Raw genomic sequence first — 22,822 nt, 5'->3', positions numbered from 1 at the left:
AAAGTGGCAATCAATGCCACTTTCCTATCTTCTACTATTTGGTTGTGTAGATGATGAACTTGATGTACTGCTAGAACTACTACTTGAACTTGGTGTAGATGAGAAACTACCAATAATACTTGACCAAGCATTTTGGTAATCTGCTTCACTTCCTCCAATAGCAAAGTGATAGCTTGTCGTAGGAGCTCCCGCCTTATTAGCCCAATAACTCGTTACAGTAGCCCCTGAAAGATCCACCGTTTTTCCATTAACGGATACTTTGCCCGGCTTTTGCCCTGTAGATTTGAGGACCTGAGATTGGGTCACACTAGAATCAAGATTAAAGCGTTCATTGCCCCAAACACCAGGCTCAGCCTGTTGGATAGCATTGACCAAGTAAGCCATATATTTGGCATTTCGATAATGCCCAGCCCCCTTAGCCATCGGGCGGTTGTCATCATGCCCTAGCCAACCACCTAGAGTCAATCTTGGTGTTGACAGCATGAGCCACATATTTTCATCTTCATTAGTTGTACCAGTCTTCCCAATCCAGTCTGCACGAGCTAAGCTTGAATTGATAGAAGTCAAGTCTGTTTGGAAACTTGAAGTGATTCGGGATGAAATCACCTCACGAAGCAAACTCTGCATAATCGTTGCTGTTGCCTTCGAGTACACTTGAACTGGTTTGTCTTGGAATTCATAGATTACTCTACCATCAGATGATTCAATCTTAGAAATCACATGTTTCTGATGGTAGACACCGTTATTAGCTAGTGTCTGATAACCATTTGTATGCTGGGCAACTGTGACTTCAATCCCACCACCCATAGGCAGACTTTCGATACCGTACTCCGGAATCTCGTAACCCATTTTCTCCATGTAACCCTTGACATCTACACCCTTCTCACGAAGCATGCGATAGGTCCAATAGGCTGGGATATTCCATGAATAGTTCAAGGCTTCACCCAGAGTCATCATGCCTGTACCTGGACTGTTCACATACATGATAGGATTGCCATTAGAGAATTTTGTCGGATAATTTGACAAGATACTAGCGCTTCCCATCAAACCTTGGTCAATGGCAATACCGTAGGCCAGCAAAGGCTTGGTTGTAGAGGCTGGCGAACGCTTGGTATCAAAGGCGTGATTGTTTTGGTTTGTCTGGTAATTACGACCACCAACGAAGCCTAGAACAGCCCCCGTTTTATTGTCCATCAAAACATTCCCTACTTCAGGCTGCCCAGTCGAATCATCTACCAAACGACCGTAGTTAGCAACTGCATTTTGCATGGCGTTATGGATTTTTTTATTGATCGTTGTAGTGATTTTGTAGCCACCATTACTGAGTTCCTGCTCAGCACGCTCATGATATGCCTTTTGAATCGCTTCCTTTTTCAACTCTTGACTAGAGACATTGTCCTGCTGAATTAAATAATCATACATACGATCTGTTGCTTCAGACATAGCCGTAAAGTAAAGGTAATCTCTTGAAACAGCATTGACAGTTCCTGATGGCAAAAAGTCTTGTTTGAGATTGTAATCCTTGTACTGGTCGTATTCTTCCTGAGTCAAGGCACCCGTACGGTACATATTATAGAGAACATCCTTAGCTCGTTTCAAACCAAGCTCTAAATCTTCATCACTCTTTAACTCTCCAGTATTTTCATAAGGTGAATAAGTAATCGGACTCTGTGGCAAACCTGCTAGGAAGGCAGCTTGGGGAATACTCAACTTGTTGGCATCGATACCGAAAATCCCTTCAGCAGCTTGCTGGGCACCTGCAATATTCTGCCCTTTATGATTTCGACCAAAGGGAGCAACGTTGAGATAGGTGGTCAATATTTCATCCTTACTCATGTTGCGTTCCAAGGCAAGGGCATCAACAATTTCTGTAGCCTTACGAGCCAAAGTCGGAGCATCTCCAACCACTTGTTGTTTGATTAACTGTTGGGTCAAGGTCGAGCCCCCGCTAGATGAGCCCAAACCTGCAAAGGTTCCCAAAGTCGCCCGAATCACAGCTTTTGGCACAACCCCATTATGTTCAAGAAAATGTTCGTCCTCAGTTGCAACGATAGCCTTTTTGAGATTGTCCGATATTTCCTCAGATGAGACAGAAGTTCTCAGTAAATCACTCTCGATAGAAGCAATGACACTCCCATCTGCGTAAACAATTTCTGAGATGGAAGAAATATTTTTAACCTGCTTGACCAAGTCCTCCGATTGGGGAACCTTGGCCTTGTCAAACAAAGCAACTCCATAACCAAGAGCTACACCAGCACCAAAAAGCCCACCGATAAAGCCTAGAATAAAGAGAGTATTCAAAATTCCCTTGATAACAACTAAAATGCTACCTAGGATAGCCAGAACTTTCCCACCTGTCCCATCCGACTGCTTCTCTTCTGAGACTTTCTCTGATTTTTTATGATTTATTTTTGATTTTACTAGCTGGAAAAATTCCAGCATTTTTTGTTTTAATTCATTTAATTGATTTTGCATGGATTTCCTCACTGTAACTATTATACCATAAAAGGTAAACTTTCAATAAAATAGCCACTTTCTTCCCTATTCTACTAGGCTATTGCCCAAGTTTGTGATACAATAGGTAGAAACAATATTTTTAAAAAGGAGAAAAGACACATGCACATTTTTGATGAGCTAAAAGAGCGTGGTTTGATTTTTCAAACGACTGATGAAGAAGCTTTGCGTAGAGCCCTAGAAGAAGGTCAAGTTTCTTATTATACTGGCTACGATCCAACTGCTGACAGCCTTCACCTAGGCCATCTTGTCGCAATCTTGACAAGTCGTCGCTTGCAACTAGCAGGTCACAAACCTTATGCGCTCGTTGGCGGTGCTACAGGTCTCATTGGAGATCCGTCCTTCAAAGATGCTGAACGTAGTCTCCAAACAAAAGACACAGTAGATGGCTGGGTCAAGTCTATCCAAGGACAACTTTCTCGTTTTCTTGACTTTGAAAATGGCGAAAACAAGGCTGTCATGGTCAACAACTACGACTGGTTTGGCAGCATCAGCTTCATTGACTTCCTCCGTGATATCGGAAAATACTTCACTGTCAACTACATGATGAGCAAGGAGTCTGTGAAAAAACGGATTGAAACAGGGATTTCTTACACTGAGTTTGCCTACCAAATCATGCAAGGTTACGATTTCTTCGTCCTTAACCAAGACTACAACGTTACCCTTCAAATCGGTGGTTCTGACCAGTGGGGAAATATGACAGCTGGTACCGAATTGCTTCGTCGTAAGGCTGACAAGACTGGCCACGTTATCACTGTTCCATTGATCACAGATGCAACTGGTAAGAAATTTGGTAAATCAGAAGGAAACGCAGTCTGGCTCAATCCTGAAAAGACTTCCCCATACGAAATGTACCAATTCTGGATGAACGTTATGGACGCTGACGCTGTTCGCTTCTTGAAAATCTTTACTTTCTTGTCACTTGATGAGATTGAAGACATTCGTAAACAATTTGAAGCAGCTCCACACGAACGCTTGGCACAAAAAGTATTGGCTCGTGAAGTCGTAACACTTGTTCACGGCGAAGAAGCCTACAAAGAAGCCCTCAACATCACTGAGCAACTCTTTGCAGGAAACATCAAAAACCTTTCTGTCAAAGAGCTCAAACAAGGGCTTCGCGGAGTGCCAAACTACCAAGTTCAAGCGGATGAAAACCACAATATCGTGGAACTTCTCGTGTCATCTGGTGTGGTTAACTCAAAACGCCAAGCCCGTGAAGACGTCCAAAACGGAGCTATCTACGTAAACGGCGACCGTATCCAAGACCTTGACTATGTCTTAAGTGACGCAGATAAGCTTGAGAACGAACTGACTGTTATCCGTCGTGGGAAGAAAAAATACTTTGTATTGACTTATTAAGAAAGTAAAACCACGAAGTTTCGTATGAACTTCGTGGTTTTCTTATATACTTTTCCCTAGAATTATGTAAGGTTACTCCCCAGCTAAAAAGTTATTACAGCCATTCTTTTCCCCATTGATTTAAGTCCTTTAAAATCGGCATCAGTGATTTGCCTTTTTCTGTTAGCTGATATTCTGTATGGAGTGGCATAGACTCAAAATCAAATTTCTCAACCAATTGGTTCTCTATTAAAACATCTAATCCACGTGTCAAACTGATAGTTGTAATCCCTTCAACTTCTCTTCTCAATTGATTGAAACGAACTTTCTTATGCTTGTTTATAACCCATAATATATTCATCCTCCATTTCCCACCAACAACATCTAAGACTCGAGACATACTACAGTTCCAATTTTTATTTGTTAACATTTTTTCTCCTTACAAAAATGTGCCTACTATACAACTTATTTATAAAGTATTATAATCTTTTTATCATTTATTTTAAAGGAGTTATTTATGTTTATTATAAATCTTACCTATATTAAGCCACTTGAGGCAGTTGAAAAATATTTACAAGAACACATAAGTTTTCTGAACCATTATTATACAGAAGGTTTATTTATTGCATCTGGTAGAAAAAATCCAAGAACTGGAGGAATTATCCTTATACAATGTAAGAATAAAGAAGTTGTTCAAGAAATCATTAGGCAAGACCCATTCTACAAAAATAAGATTGCCCAATATGATATCATTGAATTTGAGGCAAGTAAATATTGTCCTGAATTGAAAACTTTACTAACCGATCAAGTCGATGGAAAAAAATAAACTTGATAAACCAGCGCAATTAAAGAAATCCAAAATCGTCAGATTGTTTGCTATATAGATGCTCTTTTGATACACTTAAACTATGAATACAAATCTCAAACCCAAACTTCAGCGTTTTGCTTCTGCTACTGCCTTTGCCTGTCCTATCTGCCAAGAAAATCTGACTCTGGTAGAGAGCAGTCTCAAATGTAGCAATCGCCATTCTTTTGACTTGGCAAAATTCGGCTATGTCAATCTGGCCCCTCAAATTAAGCAATCTGCCAACTACGACAAGGAAAATTTTCAAAACCGCCAACAAATCCTAGAGGCTGGATTTTATCAAGCTATTCTAGAGGCCGTCTCTGATTTACTTTCAAACTCAAAAAATGCCAAAACAATTTTGGATATCGGTTGTGGTGAAGGTTTCTATTCTCGCAAGCTTCAAGAAAGGCATCCTGACAAAACCTTCTATGCCTTTGATATCTCCAAAGATTCAGTCCAAATCGCTGCCAAGAGCGAACCCAACTGGGCAGTCAATTGGTTCGTTGGTGACTTAGCTCGTCTTCCTATAAAAGACGCCAGCATGGATATCCTGCTTGATATCTTCTCACCTGCCAATTACGGAGAATTTCGTCGCGTTTTATCCAAAGACGGTATCTTGATAAAGGTTATCCCAACTGAAAATCACCTCAAAGAAATCCGCCAGAAGGTACAAGACCAGCTGACAAACAAGGACTATTCCAACCAAGATATCAAAAATCATTTCCAAGAACACTTTACCATCCTATCTAGTCAAACGGCCTCTCTGACTAAGACTATCACAGCAGATCAGCTCCAAGCCCTACTCAGCATGACGCCCCTACTCTTTCACGTTGATCAGAGCAAAATTGACTGGAGCCAACTGACAGAGATTATCATTGAGGCTGAGATTCTGGTTGGGAAAGTACTATAATTGACACAAAAAACCGCATTTCAAAAAGATATGCGGTTTTAAATTTCAATTTTTAAACTATCTATCCCAAAAGTCTAAAACATTTAAAGCTTTTAGCTTCTCCATTTATTTTCGATTCGAGATAACAAACTTATCAATAAATAACAAGTGATATAATGCCAGTACCACCCCCCACAAGCTACCACGAAAAGAGATTTCTTGATGATTGAGAGGAAACAAATCGTGGTTACCTATATAGAGGCATGTCAAAATAACAAATAGAATCCAAAATAAATCCGTCCATTTATATTTTGAAAAATATTTTTTCCACATAAGAACACCTTCTTTCCTATAATCATATTATAATACTTTGTGTAAGCGAATACAAGAGATGTGAGGTAATCAACCACGAAGAAATATAAGGATGAAGACAGTAAAAAAACCAGCATTTTAAGCGCTGGTTTATTGTTTTAAACTAGGTTTCTTACAAAGCTTACTAACACTAATCTTTAAAAAAACTTAGTTTTTGAAGTTGATTAATTGTTAGTTTTCCAAACTGTACTCTTTTTTTATTTTTTAATCCCCAATAACTAAGGGCAAGTAATGCTACAACCCAAGCAAAAGTGATTCCCAAACTGTCAAAATTCAACTTGAAATCTGGTTTATTAAAGAAATCTACATAAACTCCTAAGAAGGTTGTATCCATAAATTTCTTGATCTCTGAGCTAACTTGAGAAAACATTGGCAAGAATGAGAGACCAAGCATTGGAATCAAACCATAAACCTGAGCCTGAGTTTGTGTCTCTGAAATAGCTCCAATCACTAAATTTAAGAGGATTGTACATAATGCTACCAGAGAAGCTACTACAAGGTATACAGGATAATCTTTTGCGAAATCCACTTCAACCATAATAGGGAAAGAAATAACTGCAGCCAAGGCAAAGATTACAGGATAAAACAACACGGAAACAAGATATTCTCCACGGCGAACTCCGCTTAAAATGAGTGTTTTAAAAATTCTTTTTTCTTTTTCCTCTGCAATAGAGTTTGAAATCATTGATCCAGAAGAAAATGAGAATGCCATTGTTAAAGAACTATACAATAGTGTTTTCCCTTGAGTACCATCTGTATTCATAAAATTTTGGAAGAGTAGAACCAGAAAGAATGGGAATACTACTTGTACCAAAGTGTTTTTGTTTGTTAATAATACTTGTGTCCTCAACCAGATAAGGGCTAAAATTCTCTTAAACATCTAATTTTTCTCCTGTCAATTTAATAAAAATATCTTCTAAAGTTGGTTCACATGAGTGAATCGTCATCATTTTTTTATAATCTTCTTGCTGCAAGTCTTCAAAGCGCACTACCTTTTTAGTAGAATCACTATAAGTTACTGCAACTTTTTTTTCCGTGTTGTATTTTTGGATAATTTCGCTTGGGCTTCCTTGTTCAATAAGATCACCTTTATTCAAAAGAGCTAGGTTATCACATAATAAAGTCGCCTCATTCATATCATGAGTAGTTAAGAAAATGGTTGTTCCTCTTTCCTTTAACTCCTGTAGTAATTTGTGAATCTTCTTTGAGGTGGTGGGATCTAACCCACTTGTAGGTTCATCTAAAAATAGAACTTTAGGATAATTGATTAAAGCACGAGCTAAAAGCATTCGTTGACGCATTCCTGTAGAAAGTTTTTCAGCGGGTGTGTCTTTACTATCATACAGACCAACTTGTTTTAGAATGTCTTCAATTCGGGATTTTGAAACTCCGTATAGTCTTGCAAAGAGCAACAAGTTATTGTACAAACTTAATTTTTCGTAATAACCACTTGTGTCACCTACTAAACCTAACTCTTCAAAATCTGACGGAAGTAATTTTTGAGAATCTTTCCCTAATAATTCTGTCTTTCCGCTGTTAGCCTGTAGCTGTCCTGTCAGAATATTGATCATTGTTGTCTTCCCTGAACCAGATGGACCTAGGAATCCAAAAATTTCTCCTTCGTTTATTGAAAAACTAATTTGATTTAAAGCAATATTATCTCCAAATCGCTTTGTAACTCTTTCTACCTTAATCATTTTATTACCTCTTTCTAATGATAAATTGTATTTTAGAAACTTCACTCACTCCCATCGGTTATGTCAACAACTCTAATTCTAGGCTTTAAGTTGGAGTCCATTTTGATTTCTCTCATTTCATTTGGAAGCAAGAGAACTAATTTTAACAACTTTTCATCAAGTGTTACTTTACATAGGCGTCTGCTAGCGAGACTATTTTTGATAATCAGATAGTCCTTCTTGACAAATTTTTCATCCATATAATAGTCAATTGTTTTTACCATATTTTCCTCCCGCCTGCTAATCTACATCCCGTTTAAATAGAAATGTTTCTAGCATTGCGCTCTTCTTAACTTATTTACAATAACAGTATATACCTTACGAGAGTAAAAAAACAGGACATTTATGTCCACTGACATTTATGTCCTGTTTTATATTGAAATTATGGAAAATCCTTATTTTTTTCCTCTATCACTCTATCCCTAAATGATTTATCATTTAATAATTTCGATCCGTTTATTGCTTTATTATAGTAGTCCAAAGCAAGATCTTTATTCTGATTAGTATGAATATAATATTTGGCTTCAAAAAAATCTACTGTAGGTAGTAAAGCAAAATCTTGGACTTCATCTATTATTTCTCGTACAGCACTTAGCGTTTGAGGCATTAAATCATAATATTCAATATTAAAGTGATATAAAACAATTGATACAATAACCCTTTGAATCAAATGAATATTGTTGGCATCAGAGAAATTAGTTTGCTCCAAGATGTTAGAATAGATATTTTCAAATATATTATCAATTGGCTTTGCATTCAAAGTGCACTTTAAAAAATATAGGTGTAAAATTAGTAAATCATTGGTGTCATAATTTGTTTTTAAAAGTAACTGCTCAAAATACTCCTCAATCAATCCCTCTCCAAAGTCAGAGTTTTCAGAAACATACACATCATCAATAGCTTGTAGAACCTCAACTGATACTTGTTCATCCTCAGGCAGTTGGTCATAAAAACGTTCTTGAATTTCTTCAAAGATAGCCTCGCGTTGACGAACCTTTTCTTCATCTCCATGAATAGATTGACGAATCAATTTCGTTTTTAATTTTAAATACTCTTTAGGAACAATTAGTAATCGTTCATCAATTAACTGAGATATCGGAACTCCTAACACTCCAGCTATATAGTCTAGTTTCGCTAAGCTGGGCAAGTTATTTCCTGTTTCAATTCGGCCCAACTGACGAACAGTAAGCTCTTTTTCATCTCCACAAAAGGCCTCTCTACTCAATCCTTTTTCAGTTCGTAAGGTGCGAATCCGCTTCCCGATTTCTAAATTTTTCATCTCATTCCTCCATAAATAGACTTTTGCACACAAAAATAAAAGTACTTATCTATTTGTTAATATCTATTATTTCAAATATATTAAATTCTTACTAACAAAGCTCCCCATGTTGCCTATCAGCATCCCTTCATAATGAACAAAGAGTTTTTTTACATATCAGGGAACTCTTCTTTTCTCTCCTCTATCACTCGATTTTTGAAATTCATATCATTAAAAAATTCTGCCCCATTGATAGCTTTTTCATAGTATTGTAGGGCTTTTTCTTTATCTTTTTCCCCGTATAGGTAATATTTAGCTTCCAAGTAGTCTACCGTTGGTTTTAAGTTTGAATCTTGAATTTCCATCATAATTTCTCTTAGAAAACTAAAAATGACAGAGATATCTTCGTAGTATTCGTTTCTCAATTGATACAACAGTATTGCAATTAATACTCTTTGTAACAGATGCATGTAAGTATTATCTGAACAGTCAATTATGGTCACGATGTTATTTCTTACTTTTTTTAAAACGTCATCATTTCGTTTAAAACTAATAGCATTTGATAAAAAATATAAATATAAGATCAATAAATCATTTACAGAATACTCCATTTGTAGCAAAGTTTGATTGAAATATTCCTCAATCAAGCCCTCTCCAAATTCAGCGTTTTCAGAAACATAGACATCATCGATAGCCTGTAGAACCTCAACTGCTACCTGTTCATCCTCAGGGAGTTTATCATAAAAATGTTCCTGAATATCTTCAAAGATAGCCTCACGCTGACGTATTTTTTCTTCATCTCCATGAATAGATTGACGAATCAACTTCGTTTTTAGCTTTAAATACTCTTTGGGAACAATTATCATGCCTTCATCAATTAACTGAGACATCGGAATTCCTAGCACTCCAGCAATATAATCTAGTTTTGCTAAGCTGGGCAAGTTGTTTCCTGTTTCAATTCTGGCCAACTGACGAACAGTAAGTTCTTTTTCATCACCACAAAAGGCTTCTCTACTCAATCCTTTTTCAGTCCGTAAGGTACGAATTCGTTTCCCAATCTCTAAATTACTCATAATAAGCCTCTTTAAATTCTAATTTGATATTCAAACAACAAATTGTATACGTTCTCATTTTAACACACTTTCTTGAAATTTTCAGATAAAAATAATTATAACGAATAGTTGTAAACTACAATTCTATAGATGATTCTCTCAACATAGTATCTGAGGTCTATTTCTAGTCAAGCATTCAAAAAAGCGAATTTCAATCGAAATTCGCTTTATAGGAAAATGTATTAGTATAAATCTTATATCTTAGTTCAAGTGCCAGATATCTTCGTTATACTGAGCAATTGTACGGTCAGATGAGAAGAATCCTGCTTTAGCAATGTTAACGATGACTTTGTCTAACCATGCGTCACGGTCTTCGTAGTCAGCCAACATTTGTTCTTTAACCTTGATGTAGTCTTCCAAGTCAAGAAGAGTCATGAACCAGTCTTTATTGATCAATTCATTGTAAAGACGTTCCAAGCGTTCTTTGTTTCCAGCTGCAAGAACTGCATCGCTAACGATGAAGTCAACCAATGGTTTGATAGCTTCACGAGCGTAGAATTCGCTTGATTTGTATGCTGCTTTTGCGTAAAGGTCGATAACAGTTTCTGAATCTTCACCAAAGATGTAGATGTTTTCGTCACCAACCAACTCAGCGATTTCCACGTTAGCACCGTCCATAGTACCAAGAGTCAAAGCTCCGTTCAACATGAATTTCATGTTACCAGTACCTGAAGCTTCTTTAGAAGCAAGTGAGATTTGTTCTGAGATGTCACATGCTGGGATCAAGAAGCTTGCTGCAGTAACATTATAGTTTTCAACCATAACTACTTGCAAGTGTGGAGCTACTGCTGGATCGTTAGCAATAACTTCTGACATGCAAAGGATCAAGTGGATGATGTCTTGAGCGATTGTGTAGGCTGGAGCTGCCTTACCACCAAAGAAGATTGTGATTGGGCGAGCAGGGATGTTACCAGCTTTGATGTCAAGGTATTTGTGGATCACGTACAAAGCGTTCATTTGTTGGCGTTTGTACTCGTGAAGACGTTTGATTTGGATATCAAAGATAGAGTTTGTATTGATTTCCACACCTTGGTGTTCTTTCAAGTGACGAGCCAATTTACGTTTGTTGTGAGCCTTGATGCTTTCCAATTTTTCTTTGACAGCTGCTTTATCTTCATAAGACAAGAGTTTTTCAAGCTCATCTGCTTCATGGTGCCAACCTTCTCCAATAATCTCATCCAAGTAGTGAGACAGTCTTGGGTTAGCATGCATGAGCCAACGACGGAAAGTGATACCGTTTGTTTTGTTGTTGAATTTTTCTGGGTAAAGGTCGTAGAAAGCTTTCAACTCAGAGTTCTTCAAGATTTCAGTATGAAGTGCCGCTACTCCGTTAACACTGTATCCGTAGTGGATATCCATGTGAGCCATGTGAACACGTCCGCTCTCATCGATAATTTGAACAGCTGGATCTTTGTATTCTGCTTTCACGCGACGATCCAATTCTTCGATGATTGGTACCAAGTGAGGAACCACTTCTTGCAAGAATTCAAGAGGCCATTTTTCAAGGGCTTCAGCAAGGATTGTGTGGTTAGTGTAGGCAGTCATGCTACGAACAATTGAGATCGCTTCGTCAAGTTCGATACCACGAGCAGTCAAAAGACGGATCAACTCAGGAATAACCATTGATGGGTGAGTATCGTTGATTTGGACAACTGCGTAGTCAGCAAGGTCATGCAAGTTGCTTCCTTTTTCGATTGCTTCGTCGATGATCAATTGCGCACCGTTTGAAACCATGAAGTATTGTTGGAAGATACGGAGCAATTCACCTTGACGGTCACTATCATCTGGGTAAAGGAAAAGAGTCAAGTTGCGAGCGATATCTGTCTTGTCAAAGTTGATACCGTCTTTAATGATTGAAGAATCAACTGAATCCAAGTCAAACAAACGCAAGCGGTTCTTAGTTTCTGTCTTGTAACCAGGTACATCGATATCGTAAAGAGTTGATGTCAATGTGAAGTGAGCAAATGGCACTTGGTAGCTACGGCTTGAGCGAACCAACCAGTTTTGCTCTGTCAGCCATGCGTTTGGAATTGTTTCTTGTTGGTTATTTTTAAGAACTTGTTGGAAAAGACCGTAGTGGTAGTTAAGACCAACACCGTCACCGTTCAAACCAAGAGTAGCAATTGAGTCGATAAAGCAGGCAGCCAAACGTCCCAAACCACCATTACCAAGAGATGGTTCCAATTCAACTTCTTCAACTTCGATCAAGTCTTTACCTGCAGCTGCAAGTTCTTTTTTAACATCGTCGTAAAGACCAAGGTTGATCAAGTTGTTTGACAAAAGTTTACCAATCAAGAACTCAGCTGAGATGTAGTAAACTTTTTTCTTACCAGTGTTAACTGGCTTTTGACTACTTGCAAGCTTGCTGTAGTTAAGAAGAGCCAGATAAAGCTCTTCATTGCTACATTCTGCAATGGTTTTATTGTAACGATTTTGTACAAATTCTTGTAGTGATAACATGTTTAAGGTGTCTCCTGATATTGTATTATTTCTTTAATTCCACCAAATTTTCATTGATTCGGCGATAGATTGTTGTCAAGTCAAGCAAGCCTTCCTCGACAGCTGGTGTCAATTGATCTTCAGTCATACGCCAAGACCAGTTTCCACCAAGAGTAGATGGGAAGTTCATACGAGCTGCCTCATCCAATTCTAGCAAATCTTGCATAGTTGCAATTGCCATGAAGCTAACTGATGAAAAGACTGTACGAAGCATAGCATGTGGCACTGTTTCGTATTCTTTACGGTTAGTGTAGCGAGCCATGTATTCACGAGTCGCATCATCGATCTCGTTACGGTACCAACCAAGGACCGTATTGTTATCGTGTGTTCCTGTGTACATAACTGAGTTAGCAGGTGCCAAGTGTGGGCTATCGATACTTTCGTCTTCTGGGTTGAATGCAAATTGAAGAATCTTCATTCCTGGGAAGCCCGTACGTTCACGCAATTCGATAACTTCGTCTGTCATGAAACCAAGATCTTCTGCGATGATGTTTAACTCACCAAGTTCTTCCTTAACGGCTGCAAAAAGCTTGTAGCCAGGGCCTTTCACCCACTCACCAGGTGCTGCTGTATCAGAACCAGCAGGGATTTCCCAGTAAGATTCGAAGCCACGGAAGTGGTCAATACGAACGATGTCGTAGATTTTGAAGCTTTCACGCAAGCGTTCAATCCACCATTTGTAGCCGTCTTTGTCCATTGCTTCCCAGTCATAGATTGGGTTACCCCAAAGCTGACCAGTTGCAGAAAATTCATCTGGTGGGCATCCTGCGATGCAAGTCGCCTTACCGTTGACATCTGTCTTGAAGAGATGTGGATTTGCCCACATATCGCTTGAATCTTCCGCTACGTAGATTGGCATGTCTCCAACGATTTCGATGTGGTTGTCGTTAGCGTAAGCTTTCAATTTCAACCATTGTTGGAAGAAGAAGTATTGAGTCACACGGTGGTAAACCAACTTGTCTGCCAATTGCTCACGGTAGCTTTCAAGTGCTGAAGCTTTACGAGCACGAGCATCTGCATCTGGCCATTCAGTCCAAGCAAGATTTTCAAAATGCTCTTTGATAGCCATATACTCAGCAAAGAGCTCAAGCCATGATTGGTTGTCTTGAGCAAATTTCTCAAACTCTTTAACATCTCCGACTTCAAAGAAACGTTTCACCGCTTTTTCTAAAAGAGGACGACGTGCATAGTAGATTTTCGCATAATCAACTTCAGACGCATCGCTACCAAAGTCAATTCCTTCAAGGTCACTTGCTTGCAACAAACCTTGCTCCACCAAGATATCTAAATCGATAAAATGAGTGTTTCCTGCGAAGGCTGAGAAAGACTGGTAAGGAGAATCTCCGTAACTAGTTGTTCCTAATGGAAGGATTTGCCAGTAACGTTGTTTTGTACGAACCAAGAAATCAACGAAGTCGTAAGCACTTTGACCAAATGACCCGATTCCGTAGGCTCCTGGGAGAGAAGAGATGTGCATCAACACACCACTTTGACGTTTTTTCATAAACAACACCTCGTGTATTTGTAGTTTAAATTTTCATTTTTGGGCGCAAACGTTTGCGTTAAGATAAGTATACTTTATTTTTGGAACAATTGCAAGCGTTTTTAAAAAACTTTTTGATTATTTTTTAAAAAAAATTTGTCCTTCTTGTATGTATACATATACATTTTTCTTTTCTATTTACAAAATCTTCTTCAACTATAAATAGAAGGCTCAACTTAGCCTACGTTTGGTCTAGAGCAATTTATTTTTTGTTCAAAATTTAGTCAATCGTTTCCCTAAATAATTTCAGTAAAATCATGAAAATATGTTTTCTGACTTTTCTTCTATTATAAACAAATAAAACGCTTACTCTTTTCGTGAAATTTTTTTAAAATTTTTACAAAAAACACTTGCAACCGCTTTCCGATTGTGCTATACTAGTCCCATAAAGGAAAACGTTTGCGTTTCCTCATTATAAAATTTGTTATTCTTTAGGAGGAATACACTATGTCATCTAAATTCATGAAGAGCGCTGCTGTGCTTGGAACTGTTACACTTGCTAGCTTGCTTTTGGTAGCTTGCGGAAGCAAAACTGCTGATAAACCTGCTGATTCTGGTTCATCCGAAGCGAAAGAACTCACTTTCTACGTTGAAGACCAATACAAAGCTTTCGCTGAATCAGCTGCAAAAGCTTACGAAAAAGAAGCTGGCGTAAAAGTTACCATCAAAACAGGAGACCAAATGGGTGGGCTTGACAAACTTTCTCTAGACAACCAATCAGGTCAAGCTGCTGACGTTATGATGGCTCCATACGACCGTGTAGGTAGCCTTGGTACTGACGGACAACTTTCAGAAGTGAAATTGAGCGACGGTGCTAAAACAGATGATAAAACTAAATCTCTTGTAACAGCTGCTGACGGTAAAGTTTACGGTGCTCCTGCTGTTATCGAGTCACTTGTTATGTACTACAACAAAGACTTGGTAAAAGAAGCTCCAAAAACTTTTGCTGACTTAGAAAACCTTGCTAAAGATAGCAAATATGCCTTTGCTGGAGAAGATGGAAAAACTTCTGCTTTCCTAGCTGACTGGACAAACTTCTACTATGCATATGGACTTCTTGCTGGTAACGGTGCTTACGTATTCGGACAAAACGGTAAAGACGCTAAAGACATTGGTCTTGCAAACGACGGTTCTATCGCAGGTATCAACTACGCTAAATCTTGGTATGAAAAATGGCCTAAAGGTATGCAAGATACTGAAGGTGCTGGCAACTTAATCCAAACTCAATTCCAAGAAGGTAAAACAGCTGCTATCATCGACGGACCTTGGAAAGCTCAAGCCTTTAAAGATGCTAAAGTAAACTACGGTGTTGCAACTATCCCAACTCTTCCAAATGGAAAAGAATATGCTGCATTCGGTGGTGGTAAAGCTTGGATCATCCCATCAAGCACTAAGAACCTTGAAGGCGCTCAAAAATTTGTAGACTTCCTTGTTTCAACAGAAGAACAAAAAGCCTTCTACGACACTACAAACGAAATCCCAGCTAACACTGAAGCTCGTACATATGCTGAAGGTAAAAACGATGAGTTGACAACAGCTGTTATCAAACAGTTCAAGAACGCTCAACCAATGCCAAACATCTCTCAAATGTCTGCAGTTTGGGATCCAGCGAAAACTATGCTCTTTGATGCTGTAAGTGGTAAGAAAGATGCGAAAACAGCTGCTAACGACGCTGTAACATTGATCAAAGAAACAATCAAACAAAAATTTGGTGAATAAAAAATTTGTTCAAGGGGGGTGGAAATCAAATCCCCCTTTGAATTTATCAATCAAAAACATATATAGTTTAGGTTTTAGTTAGAAACCAGTATTCTATGAAAGGAGTTATTATGGAAAAGCAACAACCTAGTAAAGCAGCCCTGCTGTCTATCATTCCTGGGTTAGGACAGATTTACAATAAACAAAAAGCCAAAGGTTTTATCTTCCTTGGTGTAACCATCGTATTCGTCCTTTACTTCCTAGCACTTGCAGCCCCTGAATTGAGTAATCTCATCACTCTTGGTGACAAACCAGGTCGTGACAATTCCCTCTTTATGCTGATTCGTGGTGCCTTCCATTTAATCTTTGTAGTTGTTTATGTACTCTTTTATTTCGCAAATATCAAAGATGCACATACAATCGCAAAACGTATTAACAATGGAATTCCTGTCCCACGGACTTTTAAAGATATGATCAAAGGTATTTATGAGAATGGATTCCCATACCTTTTGATTATCCCATCGTATGTAGCAATGACATTTGCAATTATCTTCCCAGTTATCGTAACCTTGATGATTGCCTTTACTAACTACGACTTCCAACACTTGCCACCAAACAAATTGTTGGACTGGGTTGGTTTGACCAACTTTACAAACATCTGGAGCTTGAGCACCTTCCGTTCTGCCTTTGGTGCCGTTCTTTCTTGGACTATCATCTGGGCTTTGGCTGCCTCAACTTTACAGATCGTCATCGGTATCTTCACAGCTATCATTGCTAACCAACCATTTATCAAAGGAAAACGTATCTTTGGTGTTATTTTCCTTCTTCCTTGGGCTGTTCCAGCCTTCATCACTATCTTAACATTCTCAAACATGTTTAACGATAGTGTAGGAGCTATCAACACTCAAGTATTGCCAATCTTAGCTAAATTCCTTCCTTTCCTTGATGGTGTCCTTATTCCTTGGAAAACAGACCCAACTTGGACTAAGATTGCCTTGATTATGATGCAAGGTTGGCTTGGATTCCCATATATCTACGTTTTGACCTTGGGTATCTTGCAATCTATTCCTAACGACCTTTACGAAGCAGCTTATATTGACGGTGCCAATGCTTGGCAAAAATTCCGCAACATCACTTTCCCAATGATCTTGGCCGTTGCGGCACCTACTTTGATTAGCCAATACACCTTCAACTTTAACAACTTCTCTATCATGTACCTCTTCAATGGTGGAGGACCTGGTAGTGTCGGAGGTGGAGCTGGTTCAACCGATATCTTGATCTCATGGATCTACCGTTTGACAACAGGTACATCTCCTCAATACTCAATGGCGGCAGCTGTTACCTTGATTATCTCTATCATTGTCATCTCAATCTCTATGATCGCATTCAAGAAACTACACGCATTTGATATGGAGGACGTCTAAGATGAATAACTCAATTAAACTCAAACGTAGACTGACTCAAACCCTTACTTACCTCTACTTGATTGGCCTATCAATCGTGATTATCTATCCACTTTTGATTACCATCATGTCAGCCTTCAAGGCAGGTAACGTCGCAGCCTTTAAACTCGATACTAACATCGACTTCAATTTTGATAACTTTAAAGGACTCTTTACTGAAACCCTATACGGTACTTGGTATCTAAATACCTTGATTATCGCCTTGATTACCATGGCGGTTCAAACAAGTATCATCGTACTGGCTGGTTATGCCTACAGCCGTTACAACTTCTTGGCTCGTAAACAAAGTTTGGTCTTCTTCTTGATCATCCAAATGGTTCCAACCATGGCCGCTTTGACAGCCTTCTTCGTTATGGCGCTTATGTTGAACGCCCTTAACCACAGCTGGTTCCTCATCTTCCTCTACGTTGGTGGTGGTATCCCGATGAATGCTTGGCTCATGAAAGGATACTTCGATACAGTGCCAATGTCTCTAGACGAATCTGCAAAACTAGACGGTGCAGGACACTTCCGCCGCTTCTGGCAAATTGTTCTTCCACTTGTTCGCCCAATGGTTGCCGTACAAGCTCTCTGGGCCTTCATGGGACCTTTTGGGGACTACATCCTCTCTAGTTTCTTGCTTCGTGAGAAAGAATACTTTACTGTTGCCGTAGGACTCCAAACCTTCGTCAGCAATGTGAAAAACTTGAAGATTGCCTACTTCTCAGCAGGTGCTATCCTCATTGCCCTTCCAATCTGTATTCTCTTCTTCTTCCTACAAAAGAACTTTGTTTCAGGACTTACAAGTGGTGGCGACAAGGGATAATATATCCCCGCCACCCTTTTTCATTTTAAAACTTGTTACTGTAAAACTATCCTTGTAGCAAGCAATTTATCTCCTAGACTTGAAATAAAGCACATTTCTCTATATAATACTCATATAGAAAACACCTTTTAGAAAGATACCTATGCTTCCATATCCATTTTCCTATTTTTCAAGTATTTGGGGATTTCGTAAGCCCCTGTCCAAACGTTTCGGACTCAACTGGTTCCAACTTCTCTTTACCAGTATCTTCCTTATCAGCTTATCTATGGTACCTATTGCCATCCAAAACAGCTCGCAGGAGACTTATCCGCTAGAAACCTTTATCGATAATGTCTATGAACCATTGACAGATAAGGTTGTACAGGATCTCTCTGAACACGCTACAATTGTTGATGGCAAATTAACTTATACTGGAACAGCTAGTCAAGAGCCTTCTATTGTGATCGGTCCAAGTCAAAGCAAGGAATTACCTAAGGACTTGCAACTGCATTTCGATACGAATGAGCTCGTCATCAGCAAAGAAAGTAAAGAACTGACCCGTGTCTCTTACCGAGCGATTGAGACTGAGAGTTTCAAAAGTAAAGACAGCTTGACCCAAGCCATTTCTAAAGACTGGTACCAGCAGAATCGTGTCTATATCAGTCTCTTTCTAGTTCTCGGTGCGAGCTTCCTCTTTGGTTTGAATTTCTTTATCGTCTCTCTAGGAGCGAGTCTTCTCCTTTATATCACTAAGAAATCACGCCTCTTTTCATTTAGGACCTTTAAAGAGTGCTACCATTTTATCTTGAACTGTTTAGGATTACCAACTCTGATTACACTTATTTTGGGACTCTTTGGCCAAAATATGTCAAACCTCATCACTGTACAAAACATTCTTTTTGTTCTGTATCTGGTCACTATCTTTTATAAAACGCATTTCCGTGATCCAGATTACCATAAATAGGAGATTTTTATGCCCGTTACGATTAAAGACGTGGCCAAGGCTGCTGGTGTTTCACCTTCAACCGTAACCCGTGTTATTCAAAACAAATCAACCATTAGCGACGAAACAAAAAAACGTGTTCGTAAGGCTATGAAGGAGCTCAATTACCACCCCAACCTCAACGCTCGTAGTTTGGTAAGCAGTTATACCCAAGTTATCGGCTTGGTGCTTCCTGACGACTCAGACGCCTTCTATCAAAATCCTTTCTTCCCATCTGTCCTCCGTGGTATCGCCCAAGTCGCCTCTGAAAACCACTACGCCATTCAGATCGCGACAGGTAAAGATGCCAAAGAGCGTCTTAAAGCTATTTCTCAGATGGTCTATGGTAAGCGTGTAGATGGTTTGATTTTCCTCTATGCCCAAGAAGAGGACCCTTTGGTTAAGTTAGTAGCAGACGAGCAATTTCCTTTCCTTATCTTAGGTAAATCTCTATCTCCCTTCATTCCACTTGTCGATAATGACAATGTCCAAGCTGGTTTTGATGCGACAGAGTATTTCATCAAAAAAGGATGCAAGCGAATTGCCTTTATCGGAGGTACTAAGCGACTCTTCGTAACACAAGACCGTCTGACAGGTTACGAGCTAGCTCTAAAACAATACCAACTTCCTCTCGATACTAATCTGACTTACTTTGCTACTGAATTTCTTGAAGATAATGGTTATCGCTTTAGTAGACTTCTCTTCAAACACGATCCAAATATTGACGCTATTATTACCATTGATAGTCTCCTTGCTGCAGGGGTCTGTGATTACATCGCAAAACACCAACTGGATGTCCCTGTCCTCAGCTTCGACTCAGTCAATCCCAAGCTCAACTTGGCAGCCTATGTCGATATCAATAGTTTGGAGCTTGGTCGTGTTTCCTTTGAAACTATTCTCCAGATCATCAATGATGCTAAAAGCAATAAACAAATTTGTTATCGCCAGTTGATTGCCCACAAAATTATCGAAAAATAAAAACCAGCTCGAGCTGGTTTTTTTGATCACTAATTATCTGTTTCAACGAACCGTCCCAAAATATGAACATTCTCCGAGACAGAGACAAAGGCGCTTGGATCCACCTGTTTCATAATCTGTTTAAATTCATTAAACTCTGCACGTGTAATGACAGTGATTAAAACTGCCTTTCTTTCGTGATTATAGGTTCCTTCTGCATCGTGGATCATGGTTGCACCGCGGTGCAATTTTTTATGGATTTTTTCAATTACCTTCTCTGGATGATTGGTCACAATCATGGCCTGCATCCGTTTTTGCTTGGTAAAGACAGCGTCTGTGACACGGCTAGAGACAAAGATGGTAATCATAGAGTAGAGAGCGTATTCCCAACCAAAGGTCAAGCCTGCTATCAGCATGATGGTCCCATTTACCAAGAAAGAAATACTACCAACATTCTTACCCGTTTTCTTGCGAATAGTCAGGCTGACGATATCCGTCCCACCACTGGAGATATTGTTTCGAAGAGCAAAACCAATCCCCAAGCCCATGACAACACCCCCAAAAAGGGCATTGATAATGGGATCCTCCGTCAAGGTCGCCACAGGGACAAACTGGATAAAGAAGGAACTCATGGATACCGTTATAAAGGTAAAGACGGTGAACTTATGCCCAATTTGATACCAAGCCAAGACCATCAAAGGGAAATTAATGGCATAGAAGGTCAACGAAATCGGGATATGAAAACCAAACCAGTGATTACTCAAGGCAGAGATAATCTGTGCCAGACCTGTCGCACCACTCGAATACACATGACCTGGTTGGAAAAAGAAATTGACCGCTACTGCTGATAAAAATCCATAGACCAGAGAGGCCGAAATCTTCTCATCATATTTTTCGCGAGAGATGCTTTGTAAGACACGTAAAATTTTTATCTGATGAGCAAAGCGGCGCAGATAATAGCGCCACCGCTTAATTCGTTTTGCTTGTTTCATCTTCTTCTACTTGTAAGCTGAGTTCCTCTAGTTGTTTGAGAGCTACTGTTGAAGGAGCTTGTGTCATTGGGTCACTTGCCTTATTGTTCTTAGGGAAGGCAATAACTTCACGAATATTTTCTTCTCCTGCTAAGAGCATGACAAATCGGTCAAGCCCGATAGCCAAGCCACCGTGTGGTGGGAAACCATAGTCCATGGCTTCAAGAAGGAAACCAAACTGGTCATTTGCTTCTTCGGCTGAGAAACCAAGAGCCTTGAACATACGTTCTTGAAGGTCTTTTTGGTTGATACGAAGGCTACCACCACCAAGTTCATAACCGTTCAAGACAATATCGTAAGCAATGGCACGAACCTTCGCCAAATCACCTTCTAATTCGTGAGCAGTCTCTTCCTGTGGTAGAGTAAATGGATGGTGGGCGCTCATGTAACGACCTTCTTCTTCAGACCATTCAAACATTGGCCAGTCAACAACCCAAAGGAAGTTGAATTTATCATTATCAATCAAACCAAGCTCTTTGGCAATACGTCCACGAAGGGCACCAAGCGTTGCATTAGCCACTTCAAGCGTATCCGCCACAAAGAGAACCAAGTCCTTATCTTCAAGAGCAAGCGCTGTTGTCAATTCTGCTTGGATGCTAGTCAAGAACTTGGCAACTGGTCCGTTTAATTCTCCATCAACCACCTTGACCCAAGCAAGACCTTTGGCACCATACTGTTTGGCTACTTCGGTCATCTTGTCGATGTCTTTACGTGAATAGTTGTCCGCAGCTCCTTTGACCACAATTGCTTTTACAGCAGGTGCTTCTGAAAAGACTTTAAAGTCTACACCTTTGACTACTGCTGTCAGGTCCTGAAGCAACATGTCAAAACGGGTATCTGGCTTGTCAGAACCGTAAAGAGCCATAGCATCATCATATTTCATACGAGGAAATGGAAGCGTCACTTCGATGCCTTTAGTTTCTTTCATCACGCGCGCAATCAAACCTTCTGTGATATCTTGGATTTCTTGCTCAGTAAGGAAAGATGTTTCCAAGTCAACCTGTGTGAACTCAGGCTGGCGGTCACCACGCAAGTCCTCGTCACGGAAACATTTAACGATTTGGTAGTAACGGTCAAAACCAGCATTCATCAAGAGCTGTTTCGTGATTTGTGGACTTTGAGGAAGAGCGTAAAAATGCCCTTTATTAACACGAGACGGCACCAAATAGTCACGCGCCCCTTCAGGAGTTGACTTAGAAAGGAATGGTGTCTCCACGTCGATAAACTCCAACTCATCCAAGTAATTGCGAATAGAGTGGGTCACTTTAGCACGAAGTTTGAGGTTTTCCAGCATCTCTGGACGACGAAGGTCAAGGTAACGGTAACGTAAACGTGTATCGTCATTAGCCTCAATGCCATCCTTAATCTCAAATGGGGTTGTTTTAGCTGTATTAAGCACTGTCAGAGCTGTCACGTTTAACTCAACTGCACCAGTTGGCAACTTATCATTGGCTTGCTCACGCGCAGCGACCTGTCCAGTCACCTCGATAACAAATTCGCTACGAAGGCTTTCAGCTGTTGCCATGACCTCTGCAGATACTTTTTCAGGGTTGATAACCAACTGCATAATTCCTTCACGGTCACGAAGATCGATAAAGATCAAACCACCAAGGTCACGACGACGGCCAACCCATCCTTTCAAGGTTATTTCTTGTCCGATGTGTTCCTCACGAACACGACCAGCATACATACTACGTTTCATTGTTTCTCTCCTCTTTTATTCTGTTACTATTTTACCATAAAAGCGCAGGCTCTTCATGAAAATCATCAGAAAAGTTTGCCAGTCTTTAAAAATCAAG

At 39.5% G+C, this 22,822-nt stretch carries 20 protein-coding genes; 8 read left to right on the top strand and 12 right to left on the bottom strand.

Annotation, left to right across the window (positions count from 1 at the left end):
- Nucleotides 1–24: 24 nt before the first annotated feature.
- Entirely contained in the window at nucleotides 25–2,475 is a 2,451-nt protein-coding gene (pbp1b, locus tag OCF96_RS05240; protein ID WP_261069753.1) for a penicillin-binding protein PBP1B, read from the bottom strand.
- A 141-nt stretch (nucleotides 2,476–2,616) separates the two neighbouring features.
- Between pbp1b and tyrS the strand changes: the two genes are divergently transcribed.
- On the top strand, nucleotides 2,617–3,873 hold the full coding sequence (gene tyrS / locus OCF96_RS05235; RefSeq protein WP_020903398.1) for a tyrosine--tRNA ligase: 1,257 nt from the start codon (nucleotides 2,617–2,619) through the stop codon (nucleotides 3,871–3,873).
- Nucleotides 3,874–3,967: 94 nt separating this feature from the next.
- On the opposite strand, the gene OCF96_RS05230 is transcribed toward tyrS, so the two are convergent.
- On the bottom strand, nucleotides 3,968–4,282 hold the full coding sequence (locus tag OCF96_RS05230) for a winged helix-turn-helix transcriptional regulator (RefSeq protein ID WP_261446613.1): 315 nt from the start codon (nucleotides 4,280–4,282) through the stop codon (nucleotides 3,968–3,970).
- Nucleotides 4,283–4,369: 87 nt separating this feature from the next.
- Here OCF96_RS05230 and OCF96_RS05225 point away from each other — a divergent pair, with 87 nt between their 5' ends.
- Nucleotides 4,370–4,678, top strand: a complete 309-nt coding sequence (locus OCF96_RS05225; protein WP_261446612.1) for a YciI family protein — start codon at nucleotides 4,370–4,372, stop codon at nucleotides 4,676–4,678.
- Nucleotides 4,679–4,760: 82 nt separating this feature from the next.
- A complete protein-coding gene (locus tag OCF96_RS05220; protein ID WP_261446611.1) occupies nucleotides 4,761–5,609 on the top strand; it encodes a putative RNA methyltransferase in 849 nt (282 codons plus the stop codon).
- 105 nt (nucleotides 5,610–5,714) lie between these two features.
- Here the strand turns inward: OCF96_RS05220 and OCF96_RS10200 are convergent, their stop codons facing one another.
- The 8 genes from OCF96_RS10200 to malQ form a co-directional block, all read right to left on the bottom strand.
- Entirely contained in the window at nucleotides 5,715–5,921 is a 207-nt protein-coding gene (locus OCF96_RS10200) for a hypothetical protein (protein WP_315898989.1), read from the bottom strand.
- A gap of 169 nt (nucleotides 5,922–6,090) precedes the next feature.
- Entirely contained in the window at nucleotides 6,091–6,840 is a 750-nt protein-coding gene (locus OCF96_RS05215; RefSeq protein ID WP_261446610.1) for an ABC transporter permease, read from the bottom strand.
- Nucleotides 6,833–7,657, bottom strand: coding sequence for an ABC transporter ATP-binding protein (locus OCF96_RS05210; protein ID WP_261446609.1), 825 nt, complete (start codon nucleotides 7,655–7,657; stop codon nucleotides 6,833–6,835). The genes OCF96_RS05215 and OCF96_RS05210 overlap by 8 nt, the downstream gene beginning before the upstream one ends.
- 41 nt (nucleotides 7,658–7,698) lie before the next feature.
- Nucleotides 7,699–7,920, bottom strand: a complete 222-nt coding sequence (locus tag OCF96_RS05205; RefSeq protein ID WP_261446608.1) for a hypothetical protein — start codon at nucleotides 7,918–7,920, stop codon at nucleotides 7,699–7,701.
- Between the two features lie 158 nt (nucleotides 7,921–8,078).
- Nucleotides 8,079–8,975 (bottom strand): helix-turn-helix domain-containing protein, encoded by an 897-nt coding sequence (locus tag OCF96_RS05200; protein WP_261446607.1) that lies wholly within the window; start codon nucleotides 8,973–8,975, stop codon nucleotides 8,079–8,081.
- 149 nt (nucleotides 8,976–9,124) lie between these two features.
- The gene (locus OCF96_RS05195) at nucleotides 9,125–10,027 is read right to left on the bottom strand and encodes a helix-turn-helix domain-containing protein (RefSeq protein ID WP_261446606.1); all 903 of its coding nucleotides are present in this window, start codon (nucleotides 10,025–10,027) and stop codon (nucleotides 9,125–9,127) included.
- A 240-nt stretch (nucleotides 10,028–10,267) separates the two neighbouring features.
- The gene (glgP, locus tag OCF96_RS05190) at nucleotides 10,268–12,526 is read right to left on the bottom strand and encodes a glycogen/starch/alpha-glucan family phosphorylase (protein ID WP_261446605.1); all 2,259 of its coding nucleotides are present in this window, start codon (nucleotides 12,524–12,526) and stop codon (nucleotides 10,268–10,270) included.
- 25 nt (nucleotides 12,527–12,551) lie between these two features.
- Nucleotides 12,552–14,069 (bottom strand): 4-alpha-glucanotransferase, encoded by a 1,518-nt coding sequence (gene malQ / locus OCF96_RS05185; RefSeq protein ID WP_261446604.1) that lies wholly within the window; start codon nucleotides 14,067–14,069, stop codon nucleotides 12,552–12,554.
- 486 nt (nucleotides 14,070–14,555) lie between these two features.
- Between malQ and OCF96_RS05180 the strand changes: the two genes are divergently transcribed.
- The 5 genes from OCF96_RS05180 to OCF96_RS05160 all read left to right on the top strand — a co-directional run bounded on the left by OCF96_RS05180 (nucleotide 14,556) and on the right by OCF96_RS05160 (nucleotide 20,013).
- Nucleotides 14,556–15,827 carry an extracellular solute-binding protein gene (locus tag OCF96_RS05180; RefSeq protein WP_004259122.1) on the top strand — a complete coding sequence of 424 codons (1,272 nt, stop codon included), beginning with the start codon at nucleotides 14,556–14,558 and terminating at the stop codon, nucleotides 15,825–15,827.
- 110 nt (nucleotides 15,828–15,937) lie between these two features.
- The gene (locus OCF96_RS05175) at nucleotides 15,938–17,230 is read left to right on the top strand and encodes a carbohydrate ABC transporter permease (protein WP_261446603.1); all 1,293 of its coding nucleotides are present in this window, start codon (nucleotides 15,938–15,940) and stop codon (nucleotides 17,228–17,230) included.
- Nucleotide 17,231: 1 nt separating this feature from the next.
- A complete protein-coding gene (locus OCF96_RS05170; protein ID WP_033675775.1) occupies nucleotides 17,232–18,074 on the top strand; it encodes a sugar ABC transporter permease in 843 nt (280 codons plus the stop codon).
- 142 nt (nucleotides 18,075–18,216) lie between these two features.
- A complete protein-coding gene (locus OCF96_RS05165) occupies nucleotides 18,217–19,017 on the top strand; it encodes a DUF1189 domain-containing protein (protein ID WP_020903392.1) in 801 nt (266 codons plus the stop codon).
- A 9-nt stretch (nucleotides 19,018–19,026) separates the two neighbouring features.
- Nucleotides 19,027–20,013 (top strand): LacI family DNA-binding transcriptional regulator, encoded by a 987-nt coding sequence (locus OCF96_RS05160; RefSeq protein WP_001145419.1) that lies wholly within the window; start codon nucleotides 19,027–19,029, stop codon nucleotides 20,011–20,013.
- 29 nt (nucleotides 20,014–20,042) lie between these two features.
- Here OCF96_RS05160 and OCF96_RS05155 read toward each other — a convergent pair whose 3' ends face one another.
- Nucleotides 20,043–20,984: a YitT family protein gene (locus OCF96_RS05155; protein ID WP_024057518.1), complete on the bottom strand. Its 942-nt coding sequence runs from the start codon at nucleotides 20,982–20,984 to the stop codon at nucleotides 20,043–20,045.
- Nucleotides 20,962–22,725 (bottom strand): aspartate--tRNA ligase, encoded by a 1,764-nt coding sequence (gene aspS, locus OCF96_RS05150; RefSeq protein WP_020903390.1) that lies wholly within the window; start codon nucleotides 22,723–22,725, stop codon nucleotides 20,962–20,964. Before aspS ends, OCF96_RS05155 begins: the two co-directional genes overlap by 23 nt.
- Between the last annotated feature and the right edge of the window lie 97 nt (nucleotides 22,726–22,822).

This window comes from Streptococcus mitis (assembly GCF_946190065.1).
Lineage (GTDB): Bacteria > Bacillota > Bacilli > Lactobacillales > Streptococcaceae > Streptococcus > Streptococcus mitis_DE.
The sequence above is the reverse complement of the archived record's forward strand: the minus strand, read 5'-3'. Positions and strand labels throughout refer to the sequence as shown.

Coding starts and splice junctions, on each gene's coding strand:
- pbp1b (WP_261069753.1), bottom strand. CDS start 2,475: ATGCAAAATCAATTAAATGAATTAAAACAAAAAATGCTGGAATTTTTC.
- tyrS (WP_020903398.1), top strand. CDS start 2,617: ATGCACATTTTTGATGAGCTAAAAGAGCGTGGTTTGATTTTTCAAACG.
- OCF96_RS05230 (WP_261446613.1), bottom strand. CDS start 4,282: ATGTTAACAAATAAAAATTGGAACTGTAGTATGTCTCGAGTCTTAGAT.
- OCF96_RS05225 (WP_261446612.1), top strand. CDS start 4,370: ATGTTTATTATAAATCTTACCTATATTAAGCCACTTGAGGCAGTTGAA.
- OCF96_RS05220 (WP_261446611.1), top strand. CDS start 4,761: ATGAATACAAATCTCAAACCCAAACTTCAGCGTTTTGCTTCTGCTACT.
- OCF96_RS10200 (WP_315898989.1), bottom strand. CDS start 5,921: ATGTGGAAAAAATATTTTTCAAAATATAAATGGACGGATTTATTTTGG.
- OCF96_RS05215 (WP_261446610.1), bottom strand. CDS start 6,840: ATGTTTAAGAGAATTTTAGCCCTTATCTGGTTGAGGACACAAGTATTA.
- OCF96_RS05210 (WP_261446609.1), bottom strand. CDS start 7,657: ATGATTAAGGTAGAAAGAGTTACAAAGCGATTTGGAGATAATATTGCT.
- OCF96_RS05205 (WP_261446608.1), bottom strand. CDS start 7,920: ATGGTAAAAACAATTGACTATTATATGGATGAAAAATTTGTCAAGAAG.
- OCF96_RS05200 (WP_261446607.1), bottom strand. CDS start 8,975: ATGAAAAATTTAGAAATCGGGAAGCGGATTCGCACCTTACGAACTGAA.
- OCF96_RS05195 (WP_261446606.1), bottom strand. CDS start 10,027: ATGAGTAATTTAGAGATTGGGAAACGAATTCGTACCTTACGGACTGAA.
- glgP (WP_261446605.1), bottom strand. CDS start 12,526: ATGTTATCACTACAAGAATTTGTACAAAATCGTTACAATAAAACCATT.
- malQ (WP_261446604.1), bottom strand. CDS start 14,069: ATGAAAAAACGTCAAAGTGGTGTGTTGATGCACATCTCTTCTCTCCCA.
- OCF96_RS05180 (WP_004259122.1), top strand. CDS start 14,556: ATGTCATCTAAATTCATGAAGAGCGCTGCTGTGCTTGGAACTGTTACA.
- OCF96_RS05175 (WP_261446603.1), top strand. CDS start 15,938: ATGGAAAAGCAACAACCTAGTAAAGCAGCCCTGCTGTCTATCATTCCT.
- OCF96_RS05170 (WP_033675775.1), top strand. CDS start 17,232: ATGAATAACTCAATTAAACTCAAACGTAGACTGACTCAAACCCTTACT.
- OCF96_RS05165 (WP_020903392.1), top strand. CDS start 18,217: ATGCTTCCATATCCATTTTCCTATTTTTCAAGTATTTGGGGATTTCGT.
- OCF96_RS05160 (WP_001145419.1), top strand. CDS start 19,027: ATGCCCGTTACGATTAAAGACGTGGCCAAGGCTGCTGGTGTTTCACCT.
- OCF96_RS05155 (WP_024057518.1), bottom strand. CDS start 20,984: ATGAAACAAGCAAAACGAATTAAGCGGTGGCGCTATTATCTGCGCCGC.
- aspS (WP_020903390.1), bottom strand. CDS start 22,725: ATGAAACGTAGTATGTATGCTGGTCGTGTTCGTGAGGAACACATCGGA.